Raw genomic sequence first — 25450 nt, forward strand, 5'->3', positions numbered from 1 at the left:
TCGTCGCCGAAGAGTTACTACATTAATAAAAGGAAAGGAGGATCCATGAATGGTAGAGCCTCATTTAACGTTTTGGGATTTCATCGATTACGTGCAGCGCAACTCCGGCATGCTGCTCGGCTACTTGGTCCAACATATCATGATGGTGCTCACCGGCGTCGGGTTCGCATTTCTCGTCGGCGTTCCGCTCGGCGCGCTCTGCACGCGACACCGCGCGCTGGCTCGCGTCATACTGGCCGTCATGAATATCTTGCAGGTCATCCCGAGCTTAGCGATGCTGGTCCTGCTCCTGCTTCTGATGGGTCTCGGATCCACGACGGTAACCGTCGGCTTGTTTCTCTATTCGCTGAATCCCATCGTGCGGAATACGTACATCGGGCTGCAGCAGATCAACCCGAGCTATATTGAAGCGGGACGCGGCGTAGGCATGAACGCGATGCAAATTCTGTTCCAGATTCGGTTCCCGCTCGCTTTGACCTACATCATGACGGGGCTGCGGGTCTCCGCCGTAATCGCGATCGGGGTCGCTACGATCGCCCCGCTCGTCGGCGGAAGCGGACTCGGCCGAGAGATCTATGCGGGCATCAACAACGGGAACACGCTGCGCCTCTTCGCGGGCGCGGTTCCCGCGGCGCTGCTCGCGATCGCGGCCGACATCGTGCTCGGCATCCTTCAGCGCAAGCTGAAGGTGGACCGCAGACGTTCCAAGAACGTCCTTCCTCCGGTGCCCAAAGCGCAAGCCAAAGCCGAAGCGTAAGCAGGGCGTCAAATCGGAGTCAAACCGGAAGTCGAATCCTCTGGGAACGCGAATAAGATAAAACATTCAAACTTAGTATGCTTCGCGATTGTATGTTTATGACATAGGCTCGGAGATCGAACGAGCGCACGGCCAAGCAAGAAGGCCCGCATGCTTAATCGAACGACAAAAACGCGTTGATGGCGTCCCCTCGGGGATCGCGATCAACGCGTTTTTTGCCTGCGTCAGTATGCTTGCCGGCGACCCGGCATGGGCCTGTTAACTGTCCTTGTCGTTCTTCTCCGTATCCGGCGGATACGACTTCTCGAATTCCTTCAAGCCGACGACGTACGCTTCGATCTGCTCGGGCGTCATCTGATGCGACTCGAACAGCTTGCCGGAGCGCGCCTCCGCGAGCAATTGCTCGAGCCAGGTTTTCTCCGTCTCGCCGAATCGAATGAAGCCTTCGATCATCAGCGAGGAGCCGCGGGGGATAAGATCCCCTTTCAGCTCGAGTATGGCTTTCATTCGGGCAATGCGCATCTCGCAGTCTTCCAACTGCTTCAATACGAGCGCTTCGATCTTGTCGGTATGGCCGTGGCGCACGAACGGCATCGCCAGAAACAAGGGATGCTGCGGAAAGGAAGTCATCTTGAACTGTTCTTCCAATAGAAGGAGGAACGCTTCGCGGCCGCTCTCCGTAATGCGGTAAATGGTTTTGTCCGGCCGATTATCGCCCGGAACCGCGACGACTTCGGCTGCTTCGATCAGTCCGTCCTGCCGCAGCTGGTCGACGGCGTAGTACAGCGAACCGTCTCTCAGCTTGAAGCATTCATTCCAATTACGCAGCTTGATCGTCTGCCGAATCTCGTAAGGATGCCGCTCGCGTTCCATTAACAGCCCTAAAATCAAGAGCCTCATGGACATGGTAGTTTATCTCCCTTGTACGGATGGCGCCGGCTTACCGCCGTCGAGTTGGGAACCCGTATTGCCCGCCGCTGCGCCCGGGGCGCCTTGCTGGCCGGCTTTACGGACTTCCAGGCGGGCACGGCCGAGCAGGAACACGAAGATGATCGCCACGATCGGCAGAATGACCGACCATTGGAAGATCGCGACGACCGAATCCGAGAACTGCGCAAGCAGCTTGTTCACGATGTCGGCCGGCAGGCCCATTTTCTGCTGCATCTCCGGATCGAGCAGCACTTGGCCGCCTTTGATCTGTTCCGCAAGCTGCGGATTCATGTTCGGCATCTCGGCGATGTTCGTTTGGAACGACGATTTCTGAATGGCGCCGAAGACCGCGATCCCAAGCGCGGAGCCGATCGTGCGGAAGAAGGTGATCAGGGACGACGACGTGCCCTTGTATTGCGGCGGCACGGCGTTGAGCGTCGAAATGTTGAGCAGCGAGAACGATACGCCGATGCCGAGGCCGACGACGATCATATAGAGCGAGATCAGGAGCCGGCTGGATTCGTCGTTCATGGCGAAGCCGAGCAATGCCGTGCCGACGATGAGCATAATGGCGGATACCAGCATGACGTCGCGGTAGCGGAATCTAGTGACGACGCGGCCGCCGATTTGGCTGCTGGCTACGACGCCGAGCATCATCGGGATCATGACGGTGCTTGTTTGCGTAGCCGTCTTATGGAAGACGCCCTGGATGAACAGCGGGATGTAAGAAGCGGTCGAGATCATGACGGCCCCGTACAGCAGGCTGATGGCCATGCTGCTCGTCACGACGTTGTTCTTGAACAAGCCGAGCTTGATGATCGGATCCTTCACGGCGCGCTCCACGAGCAGGAAGCCGACGAGGAACAGACCGGAAGCGACGAAGAGCAAGATCGTCTTTGCCGCGCTCCACGCCCAGCCGTCCGTGCCGCCAAGCTCCAGGCCGAACATCAGGAAGAGGACGAAGCCGGTCAGCATGATCGCGCCGAGCCAGTCGATGGACTGCTTGCGCGTGTTCTTGTTCTCGTGGTACGCCTTCGCGATGAACAGCAGCGACAGGATACCGAGCGGAACGTTAATGTAGAAAATCCAACGCCAGCTGATGTTGTCGGTAATCAATCCGCCCAGAATCGGGCCGAATACGCTGGAGATGCCGAAGACGGCGCCGAAGAGCCCCATCATTTTGCCGCGTTTCTCGGCAGGGAACAGATCGAAAATGATGGTGAATACGATCGGCATGATAGCCCCGCCGCCGATCCCTTGGATGGCGCGGTAAATGATGAGCTGCTCCATGTTCTGCGCCGTTCCGCATAGGACGGAGCCCAGCATGAACAGCGCGAGGCCGGTCACGACAAACGTCTTGCGTCCGTACATATCCGACAGTTTGCCGAAGATCGGCGTCGAGACGACCATCGCGATCATGTAGGCGGAATAGACCCAAATGAATTTGTCGAGTCCTCCCAGCTGCTTGATGATGGTGCCCATTGCCGTCGACACGATGGTTTGGTCAAGCGCCGTAATAAACAAGCCGAGCATGAGGCCTGCAATGACGAGCTTGACGTTGCTGCGATTTGCGTCCAATATGGTCATCCCTTTCTCTTGAGACATACTCAAATTTGAATATCCATTGTTCATTATACTCAAATTTGAGTGGATGACAATATAAAGTTGCGTAAAGCTTGATTTAGTATTTCCCGGAAAATGATCGCGTATAGGGATCGGCCATAGAAAAGCGGCCGATCGTCTGCTGTTTCAAGCAGAAAACCGGCCGCTTCGATGAGTGTAAGCATTTAAACGCATCTTCATTCCTGCAGCGCGCTATTCGTTCTCGACGACACGGGCGACCGGCTTGCCGCAGGTTCGGCATTTCCCGGTCAGAAGCAGCGCGTATTTCTCTTCCCGAATGCTGTAATCCACGATCTCGACCGCACCGCCGCAATTGCCGCAGAAGACGTTGCGCACGAGCTTGTCCCGGTACTGCTGCGGAATCGATCTCCAAAGCTGAAGCGCTTTGAAGGAGGTGACATTTTCGTTCTCGGATCGGCTCATCTTCTCTCTCCACTCCCATGCGTCTTAATTAGCGATATGTTCTAAAACAACAGCTCAAGCCATTCCTGGCGGTCCACCGGTCCGAAATAGACGGTCAGATCGATGTCACGGAGCGCTTCGTCGACGGAAGCGGCGTCGTATTTGATGCCGGCCAGCTTGGACGTGACGTCCGCGACCTCGCCGGTACCGAAGAAATCGCCGAACACGGAAGCCTCGACGATGATGCCGCCTTCCACGAGCAGCCGTACATCATAGGTGCCGGCGGAGAGCCGTTTCGTCTGACGAACGTTGAATTTCGGCGATCGGCCGTAGTTCCAGTCCCAACTCCGGTAACGCTCGTCCGCCAGCTTGCCGACGGCGGCCAGATCGGCCTCGCTAAGCCGGTATTCGGGCACTTCGCCGCCGCCGAAGACCGATGCCAGAATGAAAGACCGGAATTGCTCGATCGTCATCGGCTCATCGAGAAATTCCGCGATGTTGGCGACTCGGCTGCGAACGGACTTGGTCGCCTTCGATTCGAACTTGAGCGGGTTCACGTTCAGCGCCGATACGATCGCGTCGACTTCAGAATCGAACAGCAGCGTGCCGTGGCTGAACATGACGCCTTTGGACGCGAACTGCGCGTTTCCGGAAATTTTGCGCTCGCCGACCTGCAGATCATTGCGTCCGGACAGCTCCGCTTCTACGCCGAGCTTATGCAGCGCCGCGACGACCGGCTCCGTGAACTTGCGGAAGTTATGGAACGATTTTCCGTCATCCTTGGTAATGAAGCTGAAATTGAGGTTGCCGAGATCATGGTAGACGGCGCCGCCGCCGGACAAGCGCCGGACGACGTGAATGCCGTTCGCTTCGACGAATGCCGCGTTTACTTCCTCGGCCGTGTTCTGGTTCTTGCCGATGATGATGGACGGTTCATTAATATAGAAAAGCAGAAAGTCCTGCTCGCCTGCCAAATGGCGCAGCGCGTATTCCTCGAGCGCCAAATTCCAAGCCGGATCGTTGTTGCTGCCGTTGTCGATAAATAGCATGGGTTTATCTCACTCCTTACGTTCTATTATACCGCCGCGGAGCAGACAGGAACAGCCCGGCGAAGCCGCCAGGCTGTTCCTATTCTTGCCAATATTTGGGCGGTTCAAGCGATCCGCCCGCAGCGGCACGGTGCAGGCGCTACTTTACGGGATAGTCGACGACGACGACGTTCTCCAGGATGCCGGACAGCCCGCCGACGAAGTCTTGGTGGAGCGGATGCGGTCCGTAGGAACGCAGCGCCTCCTGGCTCTCGAACGTTACGCGAAGGCCGAGGGAGTAGCCGTGAACGTTAGCCGTTTCTTCCGTGACGTTCAGGCCTGCCGTGAGGTCGACGATGCCGGGAATACGTCCTTTGAATGCCAGCAGCTTAGTCAATAGCTCCTGCTCGCGCTCCGGCGTGATGGCTGCGTTGAATTTGAAGATGACGAGATGCTCGTACAAAGGGACACGCTCCTCATGGTATCGTTTTGGTTGAACGTACCTTCATTATATACGGGAAGGGTCTAGTTGGACCAGCTCTGCGGAATGTCGGCAACCGACCAGGCAACCGACCCAGCACGGTACCCGGCCTATCGGCAGCGATAAGGGCTCCAGAACGCGGCACTCTCTTCCTGTAGATTCGGCCGAAGCGCGCATAGTACAGTAATTCCCCGATAATGCAGTAAACTTCGCGCCGGCGGCCGGCCTATAATGAAAATGCTTACAAAGCTATCGAAACGCGGAATTCACGGAGGTTGCAGGCATGAGGCTGATCCAGCTCTACAAATCAAGGAAGTACATGCTTCGAATTTTACTGTCGATTACGTTAATGACCGTCATCTTCCTGACTTGCTTCTCCACGCTGCTGTACTATGCGTCCGAGAAGTCGGTGGTCCGCATGCAGAAGGACTATAACCAGGCCGCCCTTGCCCAGGTCAACTATAACATCTCGTACATGGACGAGATCGCGAAGAACATGGTGACTTCTTTGTTCTGGGACAGTGAAATCATACCGTTAATGTCTTCGGACGAGCTGCAGATCTTCGATTTGCTAAGCAAGCTGCGGCGCTTGAATACGCTGGTCACGTCGAGCTGGTATCTGGATTCCATCGTCGTGTACAACGGGCCTGCGAATAAGTTGTACTCCGGAGGCAATGCCAAATTCAAGAACCCTGCGGGCCGGCAATACCTGACGCTGCAGGCTTCCTTCCGGAACGGCGCCGGCATTCGCAAATTGAGCCTGACCCCGATGAACCTGAGCGGCGGCACGGACGGAGTCGACACGTTCTCCTATGTCATGTACGAAACCCTCGGACCCTATAAGGCCGGCGAAAGCGCGCTCGCGCTCACGATCAAACCCGAGTGGTTGTACAACAATATGAAGCTGATCAACGACAAGGCGCTGCGAAGCAGCTATACCCTGCTGATGGACGGCAATGGAAACGTGCTGAGACCGGACGACAGGCTGGCGCTGGCGCCGGAGGAATTGAGCCGGATCGCGCCGAAGCTGGCCGCTTCCAATCCAGGGCCAGGTTATTCGATCATGGAGCTGGACGGCGAGAAGCAGATCGTATCTTATTCGAGGACCGTCATTCCGGACTGGTTCGTCGTCAGCGTGCAGCCGTACGACACGGTCATTCAGAACATTCAGCAGATCCGGCAATCCGCCATCGGCTTGACGATCTTGTTCGTCGTGCTGTCCGTCGTCGCGGCCATGATCGTGACCAGGGGATTATATAAGCCGATCCAGCGTCTGCTGCAGCATATCAAGACGAGCCAGCTGGCCGACGGCGTACGGACGGAGAAGGACGAGCTGGCGTTCCTGACGGAGACGTATTCGCATGCCGCGGCGCTCGCATTGGATATGAACGCTTATAAGCGGGACAATCGAAGCATTATTCGCGCCTACCATCTCCGCCAGCTCATCCTGGAGAGCGCATCGTATACCGAATCGCAGTTGAAGTCGGCGGATGCGATGACGGGCATGAATGTCTACGCCAGCGGCGCTTCCTTTGCCGTGCTGACGGTCACGATCGACGAGTGGCGCCAATTGAGCCGGCTTTCGCCGAATGCGGATGTTCAATTGATCCGATTCGCCATACTCAATATTGCCGAAGAGCTGCTCGCCGCCCATTACGGATGCATGGGGGTGGAAATGCGCGCCGATCATCTCGTATTCCTGATCTGCGCCGAGCATGGCGGAGCGGAGTGCTTCAATCAGCTGGTCCCGCTGCTGAGCGATATACAGACGGCGGTATCGCATTACTATAAAATCACGATTTCGATGGCGATCAGCGGCGCGTTCCATGATTTCAGGGCGATCTCGGAGCATTATCACCTGACGCAGCACTATCTGCTCTATAAGCTGGTATTCGGCCGAGGGGCCGTGATCGAGCCTGAGATGGTGAAGGGGAACATGGAGAACAGCTCGGATTCGTTCCCCGGCGAACTGGAGAAGCGGCTTATCGAGGGATTGAAGGCAGGCGACAAGGAGCTGCTGGAGACGCTGCTGGATAAGCTCATGCGGCATATCTCCACGTGCAATTATGATCAGATCGTCAGCGCCATTACGCACATGCCGGTCCTGCTGCGACAGACGCTGAAGGAAATCAACGTGAACCGCGTGCAGCCGATGCCGGTCGACTTGAACCTGCTCTCCGTGCAATTGCTGGAGATGGAGACGCTCGAAGACATGCAGCGCTTGATCCGGACCGTCATGCTTGAGATCTGCGATCAGAAGAAGGGCGGGCTGGACGAGCGGAACGAGATTTTGATCGAGACGATCAAGGGCATCGTGCAGCAGAACTATCAAGATATGAATTTGAGCCTGCAATCCGTCTCGGGGATGATGAAGCTCTCCGGCGATTACATCGGAAGGCTGTTCCGCAAGGGAGAGTCGATGTCCGTCGCCGATTATATCAATGCGGTGCGCATCGCGAAGGCGCAGGAGCTGCTTCGCGGGAGCAAAGACAGCATCAACGAGGTGATGGTCAAGGTCGGCTACGCCAATCAAAGCTACTTTTTCAAATTGTTCAAGAAGAAGCTGGGCTGCACCCCAGGCGAATACCGGCTCAAGAAATCGCTTTCCAAGGGAGAAGCGGCATCGGAACAGGATGAGTAACGCGTATTATGAGGCCGTATTCGGAGGCAGGCGCCCCGAAAACGGCTTTTCTTCTGCCCCCGGTACGCGAATGGACAGCAAAACACGAAAAGTACACCGCCAGAGTCCAACTATTACGTGATTTCGCACTAGGAGAAAGGGCCTGGCAATCGGCATAATGAGTCACATCACCACTGCGGGCAAGCGAAGGGAGCGAGAGCATGTGAAGGGGTTTACGAGGCGGGCAGCACAGGAGCTGAAGCAATTCCGCAAAAATTACGAACTGTTTACGCTGGGCATTCCGGGGATCTTGTACATTTTTATTTTCTCTTATTTGCCGATGGCCGGCATCGTGCTGGCATTCAAGAACTTCAAGTACGACAAGGGGATATGGGGAAGCGACTGGACGGGGTTCAAAAACTTCGAATTTTTCTTCGTCTCGGATACGGCATGGCGCATTACGAGGAACACGGTTTTATATGAAGTCGGCTACATCATTCTAACGACCTTCTTCGCGCTGCTGTTCGCGGTTCTATTAAATGAGATTTCGCAGAGATGGGTCAAGATCTACCAGACGGCTTTATTCCTGCCCCACTTCCTCTCGTGGGTCGTTGTATACTATATCGTCTTTACGCTGCTGGATCTCAACAACGGGCTGCTCAACCATTTCCTGGCCATGTTCGGGGTCGAGCCGCGCAACTGGTATTTGGAATCCGGGCCCTGGCCTTACATTCTGAATGTCGTGGCGCTGTGGAAACGGATCGGCTTCAGCGCATTGGTTTATTATGCAGGGATTATCGCCATTAGCCCGGATTTCTACGAAGCAGCCAAAATGGACGGTGCAACCCGGTTCCAAATGGCGCGCAAAATTACCATACCGATGATTCTGCCGCTCATCTCGATTCTGCTCATTCTCGCCATCGGCGGTCTGGTCTCCGGCGACTTCGGGCTTCATTACTTCATTCCGCATGATTCCGGCATGACGTACCCGACAACGGATATTATCGATACCTACGTTTACCGCGCACTTACGAAGATCGGCGACGTGGGCATGGCGTCAGCCGTAGGCTTGTTCCAATCCGTCGTCGGACTCATCCTCGTGCTAACGGCCAACTTATTCGTGAAAAAATTGAATCCGGACAATTCCTTATGGTAGGTGGATAACATGCAGACAGCCAAAAAGCTCTCTTTTACGGACGTATGGATTAACGGATTCTTCATTCTTGTATCGCTCTCGATGGTCTTGCCGTTCCTGCTCGTTATCGCGATCTCGGTCACGCAGGAGCAGTCGCTGATCGCCGACGGCTACCGGCTGCTGCCGAAGCATTGGAGCACGGATGCCTATCATTATATTTTCAAGTCGCCGACGATTCTGATTCACGCTTACGGCGTTACGATTCTGACGACGATCGCGGGAACGCTGGGCTCTCTGGCGCTGACCTCCATGACGGCGTACGTCGTATCCCGCAAGGATTACCGTTACGTCAAAGGCACGACGTTCTATGTCTTCTTCACGATGCTGTTCAGCGGGGGACTCGTTCCTTCCTATATCCTGATCACGCAGTATCTTCATTTGAAGGATACGATTTGGGCGTTGATCCTGCCGGGCATGCTCTCGCCGTTCTACGTGCTCATCATGAAAGGCTTCATTTCGGAAATTCCGAAGGAGCTGATCGAATCGTCAAAGGTGGACGGCGCAAGCGAATGGCGTATTTTTTTCCAAATGATTCTGCCGCTCGCCAAGCCCGCGCTGGCCACGCTCGGCCTGTTCATCTCCTTCAACTACTGGAACTCGTGGTTCCCGGCGCTGCTCTACATCAACAGCGAGAATCTGGTTCCGATTCAGCTGCTGCTGACGCGGATGATGAATACGATCAACTTCCTGACGACGAGCTCGCAGTTCATGTCCGGCATCACCATCGATACGTCCAAGTTCCCGAACCTGTCCGCCAGGATGGCGCTTACGGTGCTGGCGGCCGGTCCGATGATGTTCATCTTCCCGTTCTTCCAGAAGTATTTCGTCAAAGGCTTGACCGTCGGCTCCTTGAAGGGCTGATCGTTCATCCGATAATCCGGCCAACGCGCTGCCGGCTTGAAGGGAGGTGTTCCAGCGCCGTCGGGGCGATGCGAGGCTGCAGTGCCAGATTGAACAGCATTCATTCATAAGAGGGTCTGACGTACACATTTTAGAGGAGGGTTTCAATTGGTTATCAAAGGAAAAGGCTTGTGGAAGCTCGGTTTGGCAAGTATGCTGATGATTCCGGCCGTTACGGCATGCGGATCGAACAACGACAACAATAACAATCAAGCGGCGAATACGAATTCGAACGCGCCGGCAACGAATAACGCGCCTGCGAACAATGCAGCGGGCACGGAAGAGCTGAAGCCGGTAGAATTGACTTACTATATCCCGCAGGGCGAGCTGCAAACCGATTACAAGTCGGTCGAGAAAGCGATCAATGATTACATCCAGCCGAAAATCAATGCTACGCTTAAATTCAATCCGGTCGTATTCGGCGATTACGAGCAGAAGCTGAATACGGTCGTTGCCGCGCAAGAGAGCTTCGACCTGGCGTGGACGTCCAGCTGGCTGTTCAACTACGAAAATAACGCGCAGAAGGGCGCATTCCTGCAAATCGACGATCTCATGAAGCAATACGCCGGCGATTTCATCGGATCGCTGCCGGCTGCGGTTATCGAAGGCGCGAAGGCGTCCGACGGCAAAACGTACGCGATTCCGAACTATCAAGTATCGGCAAGCAACGGCGGTTTCGTCATTCAGAAGGAGCTCGTCGACAAATACAGCCTGGATACGGGCACGATCAAGACGTTCAAGGATCTGGAGCCGTTCCTGGAGCAGATCAAGCAGAACGAGCCGGACAAAATTCCCTACGCATCCCGAGTCAATACGTTCGTTGCCGAGATGAACGGCTTCGAAGGCGTGAACGGCTTCTACTACCGCAAGGGCGATCCGGAATTCAAGCTCGTCGATACGATGACGACGCCGGAATATTTGGCGCATTTCAACCTGCTGCACGACTGGTACAAGAAAGGCTATATCAACAACGACGTCGCGACCGCGAACTTCGACGATACGCTGAAATCCGGCAAAGGCGCCGTGAAGTACGAGTTCACGCTCAAGCCTGGCGGAGAAGTCGAGGAATTGGCCCGCAACGGCGGACACGAAGTCGTATATATCCCGACGTACGAAGCGCAATTCACGGGCGTGCAGTCCACGATGACGGCGATTTCCAAAACGTCCAAAAATCCGGAGCGCGCCATGATGTTCCTAAACCTGGTCAACACCGACCCGACCCTGTTCAACCTGCTCGCATTCGGCGTGGAAGGCAAGAACTACGAAGTCGTCGGCGACAACACGATCAAGATCAAGCCGGACGGCGGCTATGCGCCTAACTCCGCTTGGGCCATGGGGAACGTCACGATCGGCCACCTGCTCGAAGGCCAGGCCCCGGATACGTGGCAGAAGACGATCGACCAAAACAACAACGCCAAAGTCCCGACGATCTTCGGCTTCGCGTTCGATCCGACCCCGGTCAAGACGGAAGTCGCGAATCTCGAAGCGGTCTACAAGGAATACGAAGCGGCTTTGACGACAGGTACGGTCGATCCGAACGTTTACGTGCCGAAGCTGATCGCGGCGAACAAGAAAGCGGGCAGCGAGAAGGTGCTTGCCGAGAAGCAAAAGCAGCTCGATGCTTGGTTGGCGGCCAAAGGCCTGAAATAAGCTTGGAGTCGGCAAGCGCGGCGAGCGCTAAGTCGGTTAGCCTGGATGAGCGGCCCGAGAGGGCCGGATCGTCCGGGCTTTCTTTCGTGTCAGCGCTGGGTGCTTGGCAGGCGGGAATTGAGAGATAGAGGCGCAAGAAGCCGGGGATCGAGGCGCGAGAAGCTGGAGATGGAGGCGCGAGAAGCTGGGGATTGAGGCGCGAGAAGCTGGAGATGGAGACGAGAGACGCCGAAGACAGAGGTGCGAGAAGCTGGAGATGGAGGCGAGAGACGCCGGAGACAGAGGCGGGCGAAGCTGGAGATGGAGACGAGAGACGCCGGAGACAGAGTCGGGCGATCGCCTCTCTGATTGTAGAGAAACCTGCGTTTTGACATGGCAGGTTTCTCTACTTCGTTTCAGGCGCAATGAAGGGCGATGTATACGACGGTGGTCGGCATATCAGCTAGCGACGGAAGCTGCCGATCGTTCAACGTGAGCGATGCTGCTGATTCCTAACTTCTAACTTCTACCTTCTAACTTCTAACTTCTAACTCTAACTTCTCACTCCTCACTTCGAACTTCTAACGATTGTCAGCGGTGCTAATCCCTCGAAAATACCTCCAAATAATCCCTAACGGTTCTGACAGACGTTATTTGCCGTTTAATGACCGATTTGCACGGCAAATCTCACGAATAAGCCTCCTGGCAAGCGTTAGCGAAATAAAAGGGGCGTATCGAGCCGAATAGGCACCGTACAAGCGTTAGCTCCAGGGTTCTTCGATTTAGGGTCCTTTTCGCAAGAAGGACTATGATGGCTTGCATCGGCGATTGGCAATCCAATAGAGTTCTGCGATTTTTGATTTTTCGACAGTCTGAGAGGCGGATAATCGCCACTATCTCGGCGCCTGGGGCGAAGGGGCTTCGGCTGTTTGAGCGCTGCGGCGCGGTAATCCGGTAACGTTTTGTGAAAAATAGGGGTTGTCCGCGTTTTTTACCTGTAATGGAATAGGAATTCGCGGCATTTACAGGTATAATAGCGCTTAGGGATTTATCGGGCGGCGGGCTAGATGTCGCCGGCGCCCAAAAAATTTAACGGTATAAGGAGTATTCAAATGGCAAAAACATTGATTTTCGGACACAAAAACCCGGACACGGACACAATCTGCTCGGCTCTTGCTTACGCGGACCTCAAGACGAAGCTCGGCCAAGAAGTCGAAGCCGTACGTCTCGGCGAAGTCAGCGGCGAAACGCAATACGCGCTGGATCAATTCAAAGTCGCTGCACCGCGTTTGGTAGAGACGGTATCGAACGAAGCGAGCACCGTCATCTTGGTTGACCACAACGAGCGCCAACAAAGCGCGAGCGATATCGATAAAGTACGCGTGCTTGAAGTTATCGACCACCACCGGATCGCCAACTTCGAGACGGCGCACCCGCTGTACTACCGCTGCGAGCCGGTCGGCTGCACGGCAACGATCCTGAACAAAATGTACAAAGAAAACGGCATCGCGATCGAAAGCGGCATCGCGGGCCTGATGCTTTCCGCCATCATCTCCGATTCCCTGCTGTTCAAATCGCCGACCTGCACGCCCGAAGACGTTGCGGCCGCTCGCGAGCTGGCAGCTATCGCAGGCGTAGACGCCGATGCGTACGGCCTGGAAATGCTGAAAGCCGGCGCCGACCTGAGCCAAAAAACGATCGCGCAGCTGATCTCCCTGGATTCCAAAGAATTCTCGATGGGCAGCAGCAAAGTCGAAATCGCGCAAGTCAACGCCGTCGACGTGAACGACGTGCTCTCCCGCCAAGCGGAAGTCGAAGCGGCGCTGAACGCGATCATCGCGGACAAAGGCCTGGACCTGTTCGTATTCGTCGTGACGGATATCCTCAACAACGATTCCGTTGCCCTGGCGCTCGGCAGCAAAGCCGGCGCGGTCGAAGAAGCGTACGGCGTGAAGCTGGACGACAACAAAGCGGTGCTGAAAGGCGTCGTATCCCGCAAATCGCAAATCGTTCCGGTTCTGACGGAAACGCTGAGCAAATAAGCGTCATGCAATAGGAAATCCCGCGCGGCCCGGTGGCTGCGCGGGATTTTTGCGTTGGAGGCGGTCGGTCACCAAGGCACGGAATTCGGTCGGCGCGAAGGCTTCCATTTGAGCGCATTCGTCGCCAGCAGCGCCAGGAAGTAGAGCAGCAGCGAAGCCGTGATCGAGCCGATGACGCTCCACAGCGGCGTCAGTCCTTGGGCAGTCAGAAAATCGAGGCATGCGCGTCCGCCCAAGGCCATCAGCACCGTACAGAAACCGACTTTGATGTACGGCTGGACGTTCACGTAGATGCCGATCGAGCCGGATACCGAGAAGAAGTTCAGCAGCGTCTGCATGACAAGGCCGATCCCGATGCCGTACGTGACGCCGACGATGCCGAATTGGCTGCCGAAGACCAGTATGGCGACGGCTTTGAACGCCGTGGAGATGACATAATTCCATAACGTGGCGCTTGCCCGCCCCAGTCCGAGCAAAATCGCATGGAGCGGCGCGTCGAAATAATGCATCAGGAAGAGGGGCGCCATGATCTTCAGCAGCAAGCCGGCCTCCGGCGAATCGTAGATGAGCGTCGTGAGCGGCGTCGCCCAGACGAACAGGATTACGGTCGCCGGCGCACCGACTTTAAGGCCCAACGTGAGCGCTTGATTCATCCGCTCGTGCATGAGCAGGCCGTTCTTGTTCGCCGCGGCTTCGCCGATCGCCGGCACGAGCGCGGTGGATAAGGATTGCGTAATGAAGCCGGGCATGAATAAGAGCGGGAACGCGTAGCCGGCGAGCATGCCGAACTGCTTGGTAGCGAGCGCCGTGCTGACGCCGGCCATCGCCAGGCTGGTGGCGATGAGCAAGGGCTGGAACGCGCTGTACAGCGATTGAATGACGCCCTGGCCGGTCGTCGGCAGGCCGATCTTCAGCAGCTCGGCGAGCGTGCTTCGGCCGTGCTTCAGATGGCTCGACCAGGTCTCCCCCGAAACCCGCGCCTCGCCGAACAGCTTGTAGCTTGTCATGAGGAACAGCAGGCTGATCGCTTCGCTGATCACGGAGGCGGCCATCGCGCCGGCAGCCGCGTACGCGATGCCGTAAGGCATCAGCAGATGCACCAGCGCTAATACGCAGGCGATCTGCACCGAATACTCGAGCACGTCCGAGGCGGCGATCGTTTTCATTTGCTGCATGCCGCGGAAGTACCCTTTCAGGACGGCGGATACGGCGACGATCGGCGCGATCGGCGTGATCGCGAGCATGGCGTAGTAGGCGCGCTGATCGCTCAACATGATAGAGGCGATCCATTCGGAGCCGAGGAGCGATACGGCGGTTAGCGTAATGCTCAGCAAGCCGGTGACGGCAAGCGAGACGTGCAGGATGCGCCGGATCTTCAATCGCTCTTCGCGCGCGTAAGCTTCGGCGACCAGCTTCGAGATCGCCACGGGCAGGCCCAACTCCGTGATCGTAATGACGAGCGGTACGAGCGGATGCGCCATCATCAAGAGACCGATGCCTTCCGCGCCGAGCACGCGAGCGACAAACATGCCGCTGATAAAGCCGAGAATACGGTTGATGAACGCAGCGACAGATAAGGCAATCGTTCCTCGCATGAACGACTGCTCCCGTTGAGCCATGGCAGTGTCCTCCTGATTATCGAATACTTAAATGTATTCATGAATCGGAAAAGCATGCGAACGAGCTGGTGCCAAGGTCGTGGCGGAGGTGGTTTGGCGGACAAGATGGTATGGGGCGCAGCGCATGGGCGGATGTTTGCGATTCGGGGATAAAGAAGTGCATGGGGGGCGGTACATGGGCGGATTTTCGCGAAAGGACTGCGATGTAAGGCGGGTACATGCCCGCCTCCGAATAAATCGAAGAACCCCGGAGACCGCTTATAGCAAGCGTTCTCCAGGGTTCTTCGCGATGCATGCTGCTATGCTGCCCGCACGCTACTTGTCGGCGCGAAGGCCGATGCTGACGATCTTGTAGCCGGCTACCGGAACGGTCGCGGAACCAGCTTCGCCGATGCGCGCGCCGTTGTCTTCCTCGAGCACGTTGCTCTCGTACAGCGCCGCATCGCGGCCGGCGTCGACGCGGAGCTCGCTTGGCTCGCCGGACAGGTTATACCAGCGGGCCACCAGGTCGCCGCGGTCTTCGTTGACCTTCAGGCTGGAGAGCGCCAGCCTGGAGCCGGCGCCGTTCCAGTTCAGCAGGCTTTGCCGCGGCGCAAGCGGCCCGGCATGCAAGCCGGTTTGGACCGCTTGCAGCGGTACTTGGAAACCGTATGCCGCTTGATAAGCGCGGAAGCGGTCGTCTGCGCCGCCATGCGGGAGGAGAATCCACTCCGCTTCGTTACGGCCCAGGCACTGCGCATCCGGCGTCGGGAATACGCCCCAATCGCCGAGCTCGCCCGTGGAGCGAAGGATCGTAACGGCGATCGTGCCGCTGTCGTCGCGCAGCACCTCGTACTCGTTAAGTCCCTTGTTGCCGACCGTCAGGCCGCGGCCCGCTTCGTGCACGTCGACGAACGCGCTCTGGTGCTGGCAGTTGCTCGGATTGACCCACTCCGGATTCGGAACCGTCGCCCGCTCCGCCACTTCGAAGATGGAATCCGCATAATGCTTCGCCACCGACACGCCGGACGGGAGCATAACCCGCAGCCGGTGATCCTTGGCTTGGTTGTCGAAGCTGGCATGCGCGCGGACGCCGCGCTCGGAACGGCTCAGGCTAACGCGCGTCACGATGGACAGCGGAACGCGCTTGCTCGAACGCTGCGCCTGACGCTCGAGGAACGGCACCATCGTCGCGATCTCGGCCTGCAGCCGTTCGTCGGCGCTTTCCGGAATGTCGAGCGTATGCGTGACTTCATAGACGGCGCGGTGCGGAGCATCTTCGACGAGTCGAATGTCGGCTGCCAGACCGCGCGTCGTGATGGCCGTATCGCCGTTCGGCTGTTTGAAAATATATTCGTTGCCGACATCGCCCACGTTCTCGTAATAGCCGAGGCCGTCGAACGTTTGACCGTTCGTCTTGTCCAGCATGGTCAGCGTGCCGTCCGTCTGGATGCTGACTCGCAGGAAATCGTTCTCCAGCGTGTTCGGCGCCGTCACGAGCGAAGCGGCTGCCGGTCCGGCTTCCTCGCCAGCTGAAGGGATCCAGGCGAACGAGCCGTAGCCCATTGCCGGTATGGCCGCGGCTTCGAACGTGACGGACACGACGCGGGCAAAATACGGCTGCCGGAATTTATCGGCCGGCAGATCATAGCCGAATCGTACGCCGAGGTCGCTGCTTACGAATGGCACGCGCTTGCCGTCCGCGTCGACGAGGTAACCGTCCGCCGTCGTGTCGCGGCCGACGATCGCGGCCGTCTCCGCCTGCGCTTCGCCCGGCTTGAAGTACCGCCGTCCGAGCTCCAGTTCCACCGTCACGACGCCGGAATCCTCGTACCCGCTCGTGCTGAACACCGCGAACGGCGCGCTGTCCCGGCTGATGGCGGCGAAGCCGGTCGTATCGATCTGTCCGCCGAGGAAAGCCGTGCTGTCCGCGATCACGGAAGCGGCGACGCCTTTGCTCTTCTCGAAGCGGGTCCGCATCTCGTGGTAAACCTCGTCGACGCTGCAGCCGCAGATGCTGTCATGCGGATGGTTCTGCATGAGCGTGCGCCAAGCGTAATTCAGCAGGCCGTGCGGATAAGGACGCCCCTGCGCGTGCGCGAACGCGGCAAGCGGCTCGGCGATCTTCTCCAGCATCGTTTGGTTCTGCTGGTTCAATTGCTTGATATAGATGCGCGCCGAGGCCGTATTGACGAGCGAGAACCAGCCGTCCGTTCGCTGCCCGCGCAGCTCGCCCTTGATCGTGCTGAGCTCCGGCGGCAGGTCCGAATGCACCGCTTTGACGTAATCGTCCCAATTCGAATGGATGAATTCGTAGTCCGGGTAGAGCTCCCTCGCGGTGCGAAGCGCTGCGGACAGGTTCGCCTGAGCGGGCTGATGGTCGCAGCCGTTCATGAGCAGCAGATGGCGCGTCGACGCGTAACGGGAGGCGCTGGCGATCGCGTGGTCCCAGAAGGCTTTGGCTGCTGCCGGCTCCTCGGGAATTTCCATGCCGTTGTTGTACCAGTTGGCGAACAGAATGCCGAGCACGCGGGAGCCGTCCGGGGAATCCCAGTTCATCTCCGAATAAGGGGATTCCAGATCCGGCGATTCCGAGACGCTGTTGTTGAAGCCGGTCGCTTTCACGCCCCGCCCGAACACCGCCGTCGTAATGCCCGCCTGCTGCATGAGCTGAGCCGCCTGCCCCATGTTGCCGAAGGAGTCCGGGAAATAGCCGAGCTTCGAGACAGGACCGAAAGCGCGGCTGTCGCGGTGGCCGATCTGCAGGTTGCGCACGTTCGCTTCGCTGCTCGTCAGGAATTCATCCTGCAAAATATACCAAGGTCCTGCGGACAAGCGGCCTTCCTGCACCAGCTGCACGAGCTTCTCGCGTTTCTCGGGATAGACCTGGAGGTAATCGTCGAGCACGATCGTCTGCCCGTCGAGATAGAAGCTGCGGTATTCCGGATCACGGTCCATGATTGCCAGCAATTCGTCCATCGTTTGGATGAGCTTGGCATGGTGAGCTTCGTAAGGCATATACCACTCGCGGTCCCAGTGGGTATGGGAGATGACGTGAATGACGGCTTTCGGCTGTGAGGATGGCATGAGGAAGGCAGACCCCTTTTCGAATGGAATGGAATATTAAAATATATTTTAATCATAATCCGTCCGCGCGCGTCTGTAAATAACGGATATGAAAACATCCCGCAAGCATGATGCTTGCGGGATGTTCGGGCGATGGTCGGTTAAACTTGCTGCGGAGCGCCGGAGGACTCGCGGTCGACCAGCTTGGTGGGCAGAACGATTTTGGCGCCGGCCCGCTCCTCCGCCGGCGCAAGCACGAGCCTCGCCGCCTCGCGCCCGATGCCGTAGAAATCCTGCTCGACGGTCGTCAGCGGCACTTCCAGATGCGACGTGAACGAGAGATTGTCGAAGCCGGTAATGGACAAGCAGCCAGGTACGCCGATGCCCCGCTGCAGCGCGGCTTTCAGCAGGTTGGCGGCGGAGTAGTCGTTCACGACGACCGCCGCGGTCGGAGGGGGATCGACCGTTAACAGCCGCTCCAGCAGGACTTCGGCATCCTGGACTTCGTTGCGCTGACCGGATCCATCGGAGGAATCCGAGGGCTGCCCTTGTCCTTGCCCGTGTCCGGCCTCCAGCGTAATGAGCCATTCCGGTTTAGGTGCAATGCCTGCTTCGATGAGCGCGCTGCAATAGCCTTTGTAGCGGTCGCTGATGGAGACGGCTTCGTTCCAAATCGGGCAGACGAAGGCCAGCTGACGATGGCCGAGCCCGATCAGATGCGAGGCGATGCTGCGGCCGGCAGCCGTATTGTCGGAGATGACGAGCGGCGCGTCCAACCCGTCCACGCTCCGGTCGATCAGCGCATAGGGGATGCCATCGATCGCCAGGCTGCCGAACACGTCGATGTTCTTGTAGCTCGAGACGGGGTAGACGATGATGCCGCTGACCCGGTCTTTGGCGAGCTTCTGAATGATGGCGCGTTCGACGGCATCGTCGTACCGAGAGTTGTGAAACGTGACGTAGAAGCCCCGCTCCGCGCATTCTTCCTCTACTCCGCGGAACATCTCGTAGCCGATATTCTCGTTGAACGGCATGACGAGCGAGATGACGGGAATCGGCAGGGGCGCGGCGCTTGCAATCGCCGATGCTCCGCCTCTTGTCGGGTCCGCAGGCAGCGTCCCGTATCCTGCTGCCTTCGCCGAATCGCCCGGCTTCCCGGACGGCGGTTCCGTTACGAACGTGCCCGCCTTCTTGATGCGTTTCACGTACCCCATCGTTTCCAGCTGCCGCATGGCATGGGTGACCGTAATCGCGCTGACGCCGAACTGCTGCGCGATTTCCGGTCCGTTCGGCAGCTTGTCCCCGGCCTTCAGCAAGCCTGCCGCGACGTGCTCTTTATAGTAGTCGATGATCATTTGATAACGGGGCTTATGGTCTGTCACGTTCATCCTCCCGAACATTTCCGCAGCATTATGATATGTTTTAATAGTATACGGCAAATGCTCGGCTTGCGCTAGAGGATGAAGAGGCTGCCGGTACGGGCCGGGCGAAGATCGCCATCGCGTTAGTCGGACAGCGCCTGATCGAACGCTGCTGCCAGCTCCTTCGCATCCTCTTCGCTGATCGCCCCGCTATGCTTGAATTCTTGCTCGTATTATCCCTGAATTTAGGATGTATACAAAATGATGGAAGTGCCTCAAGCTGCCGGCGTTTACGGTGCGCCCGCGCCACCGGACCCTATCGTCTGCAACCGCTTCCTATGGTATCTTGGACGTACGCCCAACTCGATAGAATCGCGCCTCATCTCGGTAAGAATAGCCATACGAATCGGGCGGGCCGTCTGTTATGGTAGCGGTACGGGAGCAAAGGAGACCAGGGGGACATGGTACGCTATATGACCAATCCGCTCACGCGGATGAACGTGAAACAACAAATCATTTTGCTCTTCGTCGTCATGGTCAGCCCGATCCTGCTCTTGCAGTGGTACGGCAACACGAAGGCGGAGCAAATTCTCAAGAACCACGTGACGGATGCGTACGCGGAGCTGAACAAGCAGAATATCGCCCTGCTGGGCCGGGATATCGACACCGTGACGAAGATTACGACGACGATCGTGCAAAATCCGCTCACGCAGCAGCTGATCCCGAATGCAAAGGACACCGTGTTCGAACGGGTCCAGGAGTACGCGAAGCTCGACAAGCTCATCGCGGGCTATTCGATCGGCGTCAACGGCGGGGAGGCGGTCTATTACAGCCTGTACGTCTACGATCCCAACAATTATTATTCGTTCGCGCCTAAGATTCCGATGACCCAGACCGGCGTGTATTTCTTCCAGGATCAAGATAAACCCGAATGGTTCGACGAGGCGGTCGCCAAGAAGGGTGACGGTTATATGAAGCTGATCCGCACCAACATCGGCTTCTCGACGCAGACGACGCTGGCGTATATCCGCTCGGTGTCCAATATCAGCGATTACGGCGTCATCGGCGTACTGGTCGCGACCAAGATGGACAAAAAAATCGAAGAGTCCCTGCGGAGCGTCTCGCTGCCGGACGGACAGATCTATTTCACCGACGGCCGGAATCGCGTGCTCACCGCGACGACGCCGAGCATGATCGGCTCCACGCTCCGGCTGCCTCCGGAAGCGGCGACGAAGAAAGCGGACCCGGACGGGATGATCAACATCATCACGCCGGAATTCATCTATGTCATCAACGACAATCATCTGCTGCAGCAGAAGCTCGTCTACAAAATCCCGGTACAATCGCTCCTGCTGCAGCAGAACGAATTGAAGCGCGTCATCCAGTTGATCTCCGTCGTGTATATTGTGCTCGGAATCATCATCATGCTCTATTTCTGGCAATCGCTCATGAATCCGCTTACGCGGCTTGCGCATTTCGTCCGTTCGTTCGAGCCGGGCCGGCGCGTGCCGGAGACCCCGGGCAAAGGGCGCAAGGACGAGGTGGGCCAGCTGATCGCCGCGCTCTACGACATGGCGAGACGCCTGAACGTGCTCATTCATTATAAGTACCAAAGCGAGATCAAGGAGAAAGAATCGCAGCTGCAGCTGCTCTACCAGCAGATCAACCCGCATCTGCTCTACAATACGCTCGAGAGCATCTATTGGAAGAGCTCGCTCGAAGGCAATTCGGAATCCGCGGAGATGATCAAGGAGCTGTCCAAGCTGATGAAGATCAGCCTGAGCCGCGGCCGCGAGCTGATCGCGCTGGAGGAAGAGATGGAGCATGCCAAGGCTTACGTCAGCCTGCAGTCGAAGCGTTACGAATATACGTTCTCGGTCGCGTGGAACGTGCCGGAAGAGCTGCGGAACAATCTGATTCCCAAAATCACCCTGCAGCCGCTGATCGAGAATGCCATCATCCACGGCGTGCGCCATATGGGCGAGGACGGAGAGATCCTCGTCTCGGCCAACCTGCTCGACGGCGACAAAGTGATGATCCGCGTCGAGGACAACGGCTACAAGAAAGTCGATTTCGACGCGATCCATCGGCTGCTGAACGAGGAGAAAGGCAACCCGGCGATCGGCTACGGCATCCGCAACCTGCACCAGCGCATCCGGCTGCATTTCGGCAAAAGCTACGGCATTCGCTACGAGAAGCGCGAAGGCCACGGCACGACCGCGATCATCGTCCTGCCGCGCATGGTGGAACAGGAGCTGCCGGGGACGGAGTCGTTGACCCCCTGAGAAGTCGGGGACAGGTCGGTGTCAAAGATTGTTAAGGGAAGTAACGAGGCTTGAGTTTTGAGAAATTGAATATTTATGTTCGCTGTTGGAAGTGATCGGAGAGTCAGTATGGAGTCGGAACAGCGTCAGCGGTCGCCTTTGTATTCGTATTTCTACATCTACTCACTTATATAATCAAAGAAATTCGAAATACAACAGCGAGTGGAGATCCATACTGACCGCAGGTCATGCCTTTTCATCTCGAATTTTTTCACTCAGGGGGACTAACGATGTACAACATCCTGGTCGTCGACGACGAACCGCTCATTTGCAAAGGCCTCTGCAGCCTGCTCAGCTCCTCGGGGCTGGCCATATCGCAATTGTTCACGGCCCATAACGGCTACGAAGCGATGGATTATTTGCGCATGGAGGACATCGACCTGCTCGTCACGGACATCCAGATGGGCGAGATGAGCGGCATCGAGCTCATGCACCAGGCCAAGATGATCAAGCCGTGGCTGCAGGCCATCGTCATCTCCGCGCACGAGACGTTCCAGTACGCCCAGCTCGCCATCCGGCTGGGCGCGAAGGATTACCTCATCAAGCCGCTGAACGGCGACCAGTTCCTCGATTCCGTGCGCAACGTGCTGCTGAGCGTGAACAAGCTCATCCCGTCGCAGGACGAGACGCTCGCCGGCTTCCGCGAGCAGTTCCGCCTGGAGCAGCCGTCCGCGGAGCGCGACGAGCTGCTGAAGAAGCTGACGGCGGATCCCGCTTCCGCGGATGCGACCGCCGCCGCGCTGAGAAGCCGGTTCGGCACGGATCTCTCCGGGCCGTATTATTCCGTCTTCCGCGTGCAGCTGGGCAGCTCGTCCGAGCTGCTTCAATATGCCGCGCTCAACATCGCCATGGAGCTGCTCGACCAGGAATGGAGACCCGTCGCGTACTATTCGGGCGGCGACGCGGTGAACGTCATCATCCAGTGGAGCGACGCGCGCTACGAGGAGAACGGCACGAACAAGATCCATCAGCTCGATATGCTGGGCCGCAGCCTGCATACGAACATCGCGAACTATTTGCGGCTGCCGTGCGTCGTCGGCATCAGCCAGATTCTGCGCGGCGCCGCGTTCATCGGCGAGCTCGGGCAGCAGGCGGCCAAGGCGATCCGGTGGAACGAGGAGCACAGGGAGCTCGGCGTCTTCTATTACGGCGACTTCAACTATGGCCGTTACGCGCAGGATCCGACCGAGGAAGAGATGACCGCGCAGAACAACATGATCGTCGAGAAATCCAAGGCGTACATCGACGCGCATTACGCCCAGAAGGGGCTGACGCTGCACGAGGTGGCGCAGAAGAACCACGTCAGTCCGAACTACCTCAGCTACCTGTTCAAGAAGGATACGGGCCATAACTTGTGGGAGTACGTCATCAAGCTGCGGATGGAAGAGAGCCGCCGGCTGATCCTGAATACCGACCTGCGCCGCTACGAGATCGCCGAGCGCGTCGGCTACGAGTCGCCGGAGCATTTCAGCAAAATCTTCAAGAAATATTTCGGCGTGAGCCCGACCGAGCTCAAGAAATAGCGCCTGCTCACGTACACGGGGGCATCTCCTCGCGCATGAAGTAATATCGCCTACCATCCCCATAGATCTGCACATGTTCAGCCCGCGCCCGCGACTCTAGAATGAGAATAGGCAAGAAGAACGGCCGAAGGCGCCTCCCAAGCGGAGGGAACCGGAAGCCGCTTCTTCTGGGAAAGAGCATGAAAGAGGGGACACTATGCGTATTACCGCACGACTTCGCAAACATCTTTGGGGCTATTTGTTTCTTGTGCCCGCGGCCGTTATTTTCGTGTTGTTCCTGTGGATGCCGATTATCAAAGGCTTCGTGTACAGCTTCTACCACATCGATTTCGTCAAAGGCAACACGTTCGCCGGCGTGGACAATTACAAGACGGTGCTCCGCGACCCGGACGTCCGGACGGCGGTCAAGAACACGCTGTACTATATGTTCCTGTGCCTCATCATGGGCTTCTGGGTACCGATCGTCTTCGCGATCGCCATCTCCGAACTGAAACGGTTCCAAGGGTTCGTCCGCGTGGCGGCCTACCTGCCGAACGTCATTCCCGTCGTGGTCCTGTACGGCCTGTGGCGCTGGCTCTACGATCCGGTCGGTCCGATCAACGCGACGATCACGAGCTTCGGCAAAGATCCGATCTCCTTCATGACGGATACGAATTGGTCCATGATCTCGCTCGTCTTCATGGAGACGTGGCAGCAGTTCGGCTCGGCGATGCTGATCTACCTGGCGGCCGTGCTGAGCATCCCGCGCGATCTGTACGAAGCGGCGGAGATCGACGGCGCCGGGGTATGGAAACGGATCCGTCACATCACCCTTCCGTTCATCCGCAATATCATCGTATTGCTGTTCGTGTTACAGCTCATCGCGACCTCGCAAGGCTATCAATCCCAGATGGCGATGCTCGACGGCGGCCCGAACCAGGCGACGCTGACGTATGCGCTGCTGATCGTCAAATACGCGTTCACGAGACTCGACTACGGCGCGGCTTCCTCGCTCGGCGTGTTGATGTTCCTGGTGCTTGGCGGACTTGCGGTGCTGCAGCATAGACTTTCGAGCAGAGAGGTGAACTGAGATGAAGAGCTTCGACCGCGGCATCCTATCCAGCTACGATCTGAAGAAGACGCCGAACCGGGTCGTCTACGGCATCATGCTGGCCGTCATTATCCTGATGGTCGCTTCGATGCTCTACCCGATTCTGGTGACGCTGTTCAATAGTTTGAAGTCCAACGTGGAAGTGAACTCCTTCCCGCCGCATTTCCTGCCCGAGCATTGGACGTTCGATACGTTCAAGAAAGGCTGGAATTATATCGATCTGCCGCTGTTCTTCCGGAACACGCTCATCATCTTCGCGGGCAACATGGCCGTCACCGTCGTCGTGATCGGCTTGGCGGCGTTCAGCCTGTCGCGGCTTAACGTTCCGTACGGCCGGGCGATCAACTTCTTCTTCCTGGCCGCCTTGTTCATTCCGCCGACGACGTACATCGTGCCGAATTTCATCAATTTGAAGGAGCTCGGCATGCTCAACACGTTCCAAGCGTTCTGGCTGCCGGCGGGCGCCAACGCGTTCTTCCTGCTCCTGCTCAAGAACTTCTTCGACGGCATCAGCCACGAGCTGTTCGAGGCGGGACGCATCGACGGCGCCTCCGACGCGCGGCTCTTCGCGGGCATCGCGCTGCCGCTGTCGATCCCGATCTTCTCGACCTTGGCGATCTTCGTGTTCTCCACGGCGTGGAACGACTGGTTCTGGCCGTCGCTCGTCATGCATACCGACAAGACGCGCCCGCTCGCCACGGCGATCTACAACTACGTCATCAACGTGCGCAGGCTCGACACGAACGTCAAATTCGCGATGCTGACCATGGTCATGCTGCCGCCGATCATCGTGTTTCTGCTGTTCCAGCGGTTCATCGTCCGCGGGCTCCACATGGGCGGCGTGAAGGGATAAGGCGCGATTCTACGTCGGCAGGCGCGTT

At 57.5% G+C, this 25450-nt stretch carries 18 protein-coding genes; 10 read left to right on the forward strand and 8 right to left on the reverse strand.

The genetic code is table 11. The features are described 5' to 3' along the window. Positions 1-49: 49 nt before the first annotated feature. On the forward strand, positions 50-757 hold the full coding sequence (locus GT003_RS06880) for an ABC transporter permease (RefSeq protein ID WP_161695792.1): 708 nt from the start codon (positions 50-52) through the stop codon (positions 755-757). A 258-nt stretch (positions 758-1015) separates the two neighbouring features. On the opposite strand, the gene GT003_RS06885 is transcribed toward GT003_RS06880, so the two are convergent. From GT003_RS06885 to GT003_RS06905, 5 genes are all read right to left on the reverse strand, one after another. Continuing rightward, positions 1016-1663, reverse strand: a complete 648-nt coding sequence (locus GT003_RS06885; protein WP_161695794.1) for a PadR family transcriptional regulator — start codon at positions 1661-1663, stop codon at positions 1016-1018. Positions 1664-1669: 6 nt separating this feature from the next. Next, a complete protein-coding gene (locus GT003_RS06890) occupies positions 1670-3274 on the reverse strand; it encodes an MDR family MFS transporter (protein ID WP_170312150.1) in 1605 nt (534 codons plus the stop codon). A gap of 228 nt (positions 3275-3502) precedes the next feature. Further along, a complete protein-coding gene (locus GT003_RS06895) occupies positions 3503-3733 on the reverse strand; it encodes a hypothetical protein (RefSeq protein WP_161695798.1) in 231 nt (76 codons plus the stop codon). A 41-nt stretch (positions 3734-3774) separates the two neighbouring features. After that, the gene (lplA, locus tag GT003_RS06900) at positions 3775-4761 is read right to left on the reverse strand and encodes a lipoate--protein ligase (RefSeq protein WP_161695800.1); all 987 of its coding nucleotides are present in this window, start codon (positions 4759-4761) and stop codon (positions 3775-3777) included. Positions 4762-4900: 139 nt separating this feature from the next. Beyond that, a complete protein-coding gene (locus tag GT003_RS06905; RefSeq protein WP_161695802.1) occupies positions 4901-5203 on the reverse strand; it encodes a Dabb family protein in 303 nt (100 codons plus the stop codon). 301 nt (positions 5204-5504) lie between these two features. Between GT003_RS06905 and GT003_RS06910 the strand changes: the two genes are divergently transcribed. From GT003_RS06910 to GT003_RS06930, 5 genes are all read left to right on the forward strand, one after another. Then, a complete protein-coding gene (locus GT003_RS06910) occupies positions 5505-7862 on the forward strand; it encodes an AraC family transcriptional regulator (RefSeq protein WP_161695804.1) in 2358 nt (785 codons plus the stop codon). A gap of 202 nt (positions 7863-8064) precedes the next feature. Then, the gene (locus GT003_RS06915) at positions 8065-8997 is read left to right on the forward strand and encodes an ABC transporter permease (RefSeq protein ID WP_338045937.1); all 933 of its coding nucleotides are present in this window, start codon (positions 8065-8067) and stop codon (positions 8995-8997) included. Between the two features lie 9 nt (positions 8998-9006). After that, positions 9007-9897: a carbohydrate ABC transporter permease gene (locus tag GT003_RS06920; RefSeq protein WP_161695809.1), complete on the forward strand. Its 891-nt coding sequence runs from the start codon at positions 9007-9009 to the stop codon at positions 9895-9897. A gap of 147 nt (positions 9898-10044) precedes the next feature. Next, a complete protein-coding gene (locus tag GT003_RS06925; protein ID WP_161695810.1) occupies positions 10045-11586 on the forward strand; it encodes an ABC transporter substrate-binding protein in 1542 nt (513 codons plus the stop codon). Between the two features lie 1091 nt (positions 11587-12677). Then, positions 12678-13607: a manganese-dependent inorganic pyrophosphatase gene (locus GT003_RS06930; RefSeq protein WP_161695812.1), complete on the forward strand. Its 930-nt coding sequence runs from the start codon at positions 12678-12680 to the stop codon at positions 13605-13607. Positions 13608-13675: 68 nt separating this feature from the next. Here GT003_RS06930 and spoVB read toward each other — a convergent pair whose 3' ends face one another. The 3 genes from spoVB to GT003_RS06945 form a co-directional block, all read right to left on the reverse strand. Further along, positions 13676-15226 carry a stage V sporulation protein B gene (gene spoVB / locus GT003_RS06935; RefSeq protein WP_161695815.1) on the reverse strand — a complete coding sequence of 517 codons (1551 nt, stop codon included), beginning with the start codon at positions 15224-15226 and terminating at the stop codon, positions 13676-13678. Between the two features lie 315 nt (positions 15227-15541). After that, positions 15542-18292: an alpha-mannosidase gene (locus tag GT003_RS06940; protein WP_161695817.1), complete on the reverse strand. Its 2751-nt coding sequence runs from the start codon at positions 18290-18292 to the stop codon at positions 15542-15544. 140 nt (positions 18293-18432) lie between these two features. Continuing rightward, a complete protein-coding gene (locus GT003_RS06945) occupies positions 18433-19653 on the reverse strand; it encodes a substrate-binding domain-containing protein (RefSeq protein ID WP_161695819.1) in 1221 nt (406 codons plus the stop codon). A 440-nt stretch (positions 19654-20093) separates the two neighbouring features. Between GT003_RS06945 and GT003_RS06950 the strand changes: the two genes are divergently transcribed. The 4 genes from GT003_RS06950 (at position 20094) to GT003_RS06965 (ending at position 25422) form a co-directional block, all read left to right on the forward strand. Further along, positions 20094-21917, forward strand: coding sequence for a cache domain-containing sensor histidine kinase (locus tag GT003_RS06950; RefSeq protein WP_161695821.1), 1824 nt, complete (start codon positions 20094-20096; stop codon positions 21915-21917). 269 nt (positions 21918-22186) lie between these two features. Continuing rightward, complete coding sequence (locus GT003_RS06955; RefSeq protein WP_161695823.1) at positions 22187-23479, forward strand: response regulator; 1293 nt, start codon at positions 22187-22189, stop codon at positions 23477-23479. 196 nt (positions 23480-23675) lie between these two features. Further along, a complete protein-coding gene (locus tag GT003_RS06960) occupies positions 23676-24548 on the forward strand; it encodes a carbohydrate ABC transporter permease (protein ID WP_161695825.1) in 873 nt (290 codons plus the stop codon). Between the two features lies 1 nt (position 24549). Then, a complete protein-coding gene (locus tag GT003_RS06965) occupies positions 24550-25422 on the forward strand; it encodes a carbohydrate ABC transporter permease (protein ID WP_161695827.1) in 873 nt (290 codons plus the stop codon). Positions 25423-25450 lie beyond the last annotated feature (28 nt).

Origin of the sequence: Paenibacillus sacheonensis, assembly GCF_009909195.1 — a bacterium.
In the GTDB taxonomy this organism is placed as follows: Bacteria; Bacillota; Bacilli; order Paenibacillales; family Paenibacillaceae; genus Paenibacillus_Z; species Paenibacillus_Z sacheonensis.

Bases quoted from the DNA above. Each gene is read 5' to 3' on its own strand.
- GT003_RS06950 (WP_161695821.1), top strand. From the start codon at position 20,094: ATGGTACGCTATATGACCAATCCGCTCACGCGGATGAACGTGAAACAA.
- GT003_RS06965 (WP_161695827.1), top strand. From the start codon at position 24,550: ATGAAGAGCTTCGACCGCGGCATCCTATCCAGCTACGATCTGAAGAAG.
- GT003_RS06940 (WP_161695817.1), bottom strand. From the start codon at position 18,292: ATGCCATCCTCACAGCCGAAAGCCGTCATTCACGTCATCTCCCATACC.
- spoVB (WP_161695815.1), bottom strand. From the start codon at position 15,226: ATGGCTCAACGGGAGCAGTCGTTCATGCGAGGAACGATTGCCTTATCT.
- GT003_RS06955 (WP_161695823.1), top strand. From the start codon at position 22,187: ATGTACAACATCCTGGTCGTCGACGACGAACCGCTCATTTGCAAAGGC.
- lplA (WP_161695800.1), bottom strand. From the start codon at position 4,761: ATGCTATTTATCGACAACGGCAGCAACAACGATCCGGCTTGGAATTTG.
- GT003_RS06910 (WP_161695804.1), top strand. From the start codon at position 5,505: ATGAGGCTGATCCAGCTCTACAAATCAAGGAAGTACATGCTTCGAATT.
- GT003_RS06890 (WP_170312150.1), bottom strand. From the start codon at position 3,274: ATGACCATATTGGACGCAAATCGCAGCAACGTCAAGCTCGTCATTGCA.
- GT003_RS06920 (WP_161695809.1), top strand. From the start codon at position 9,007: ATGCAGACAGCCAAAAAGCTCTCTTTTACGGACGTATGGATTAACGGA.
- GT003_RS06880 (WP_161695792.1), top strand. From the start codon at position 50: ATGGTAGAGCCTCATTTAACGTTTTGGGATTTCATCGATTACGTGCAG.
- GT003_RS06960 (WP_161695825.1), top strand. From the start codon at position 23,676: ATGCGTATTACCGCACGACTTCGCAAACATCTTTGGGGCTATTTGTTT.
- GT003_RS06895 (WP_161695798.1), bottom strand. From the start codon at position 3,733: ATGAGCCGATCCGAGAACGAAAATGTCACCTCCTTCAAAGCGCTTCAG.
- GT003_RS06885 (WP_161695794.1), bottom strand. From the start codon at position 1,663: ATGTCCATGAGGCTCTTGATTTTAGGGCTGTTAATGGAACGCGAGCGG.
- GT003_RS06930 (WP_161695812.1), top strand. From the start codon at position 12,678: ATGGCAAAAACATTGATTTTCGGACACAAAAACCCGGACACGGACACA.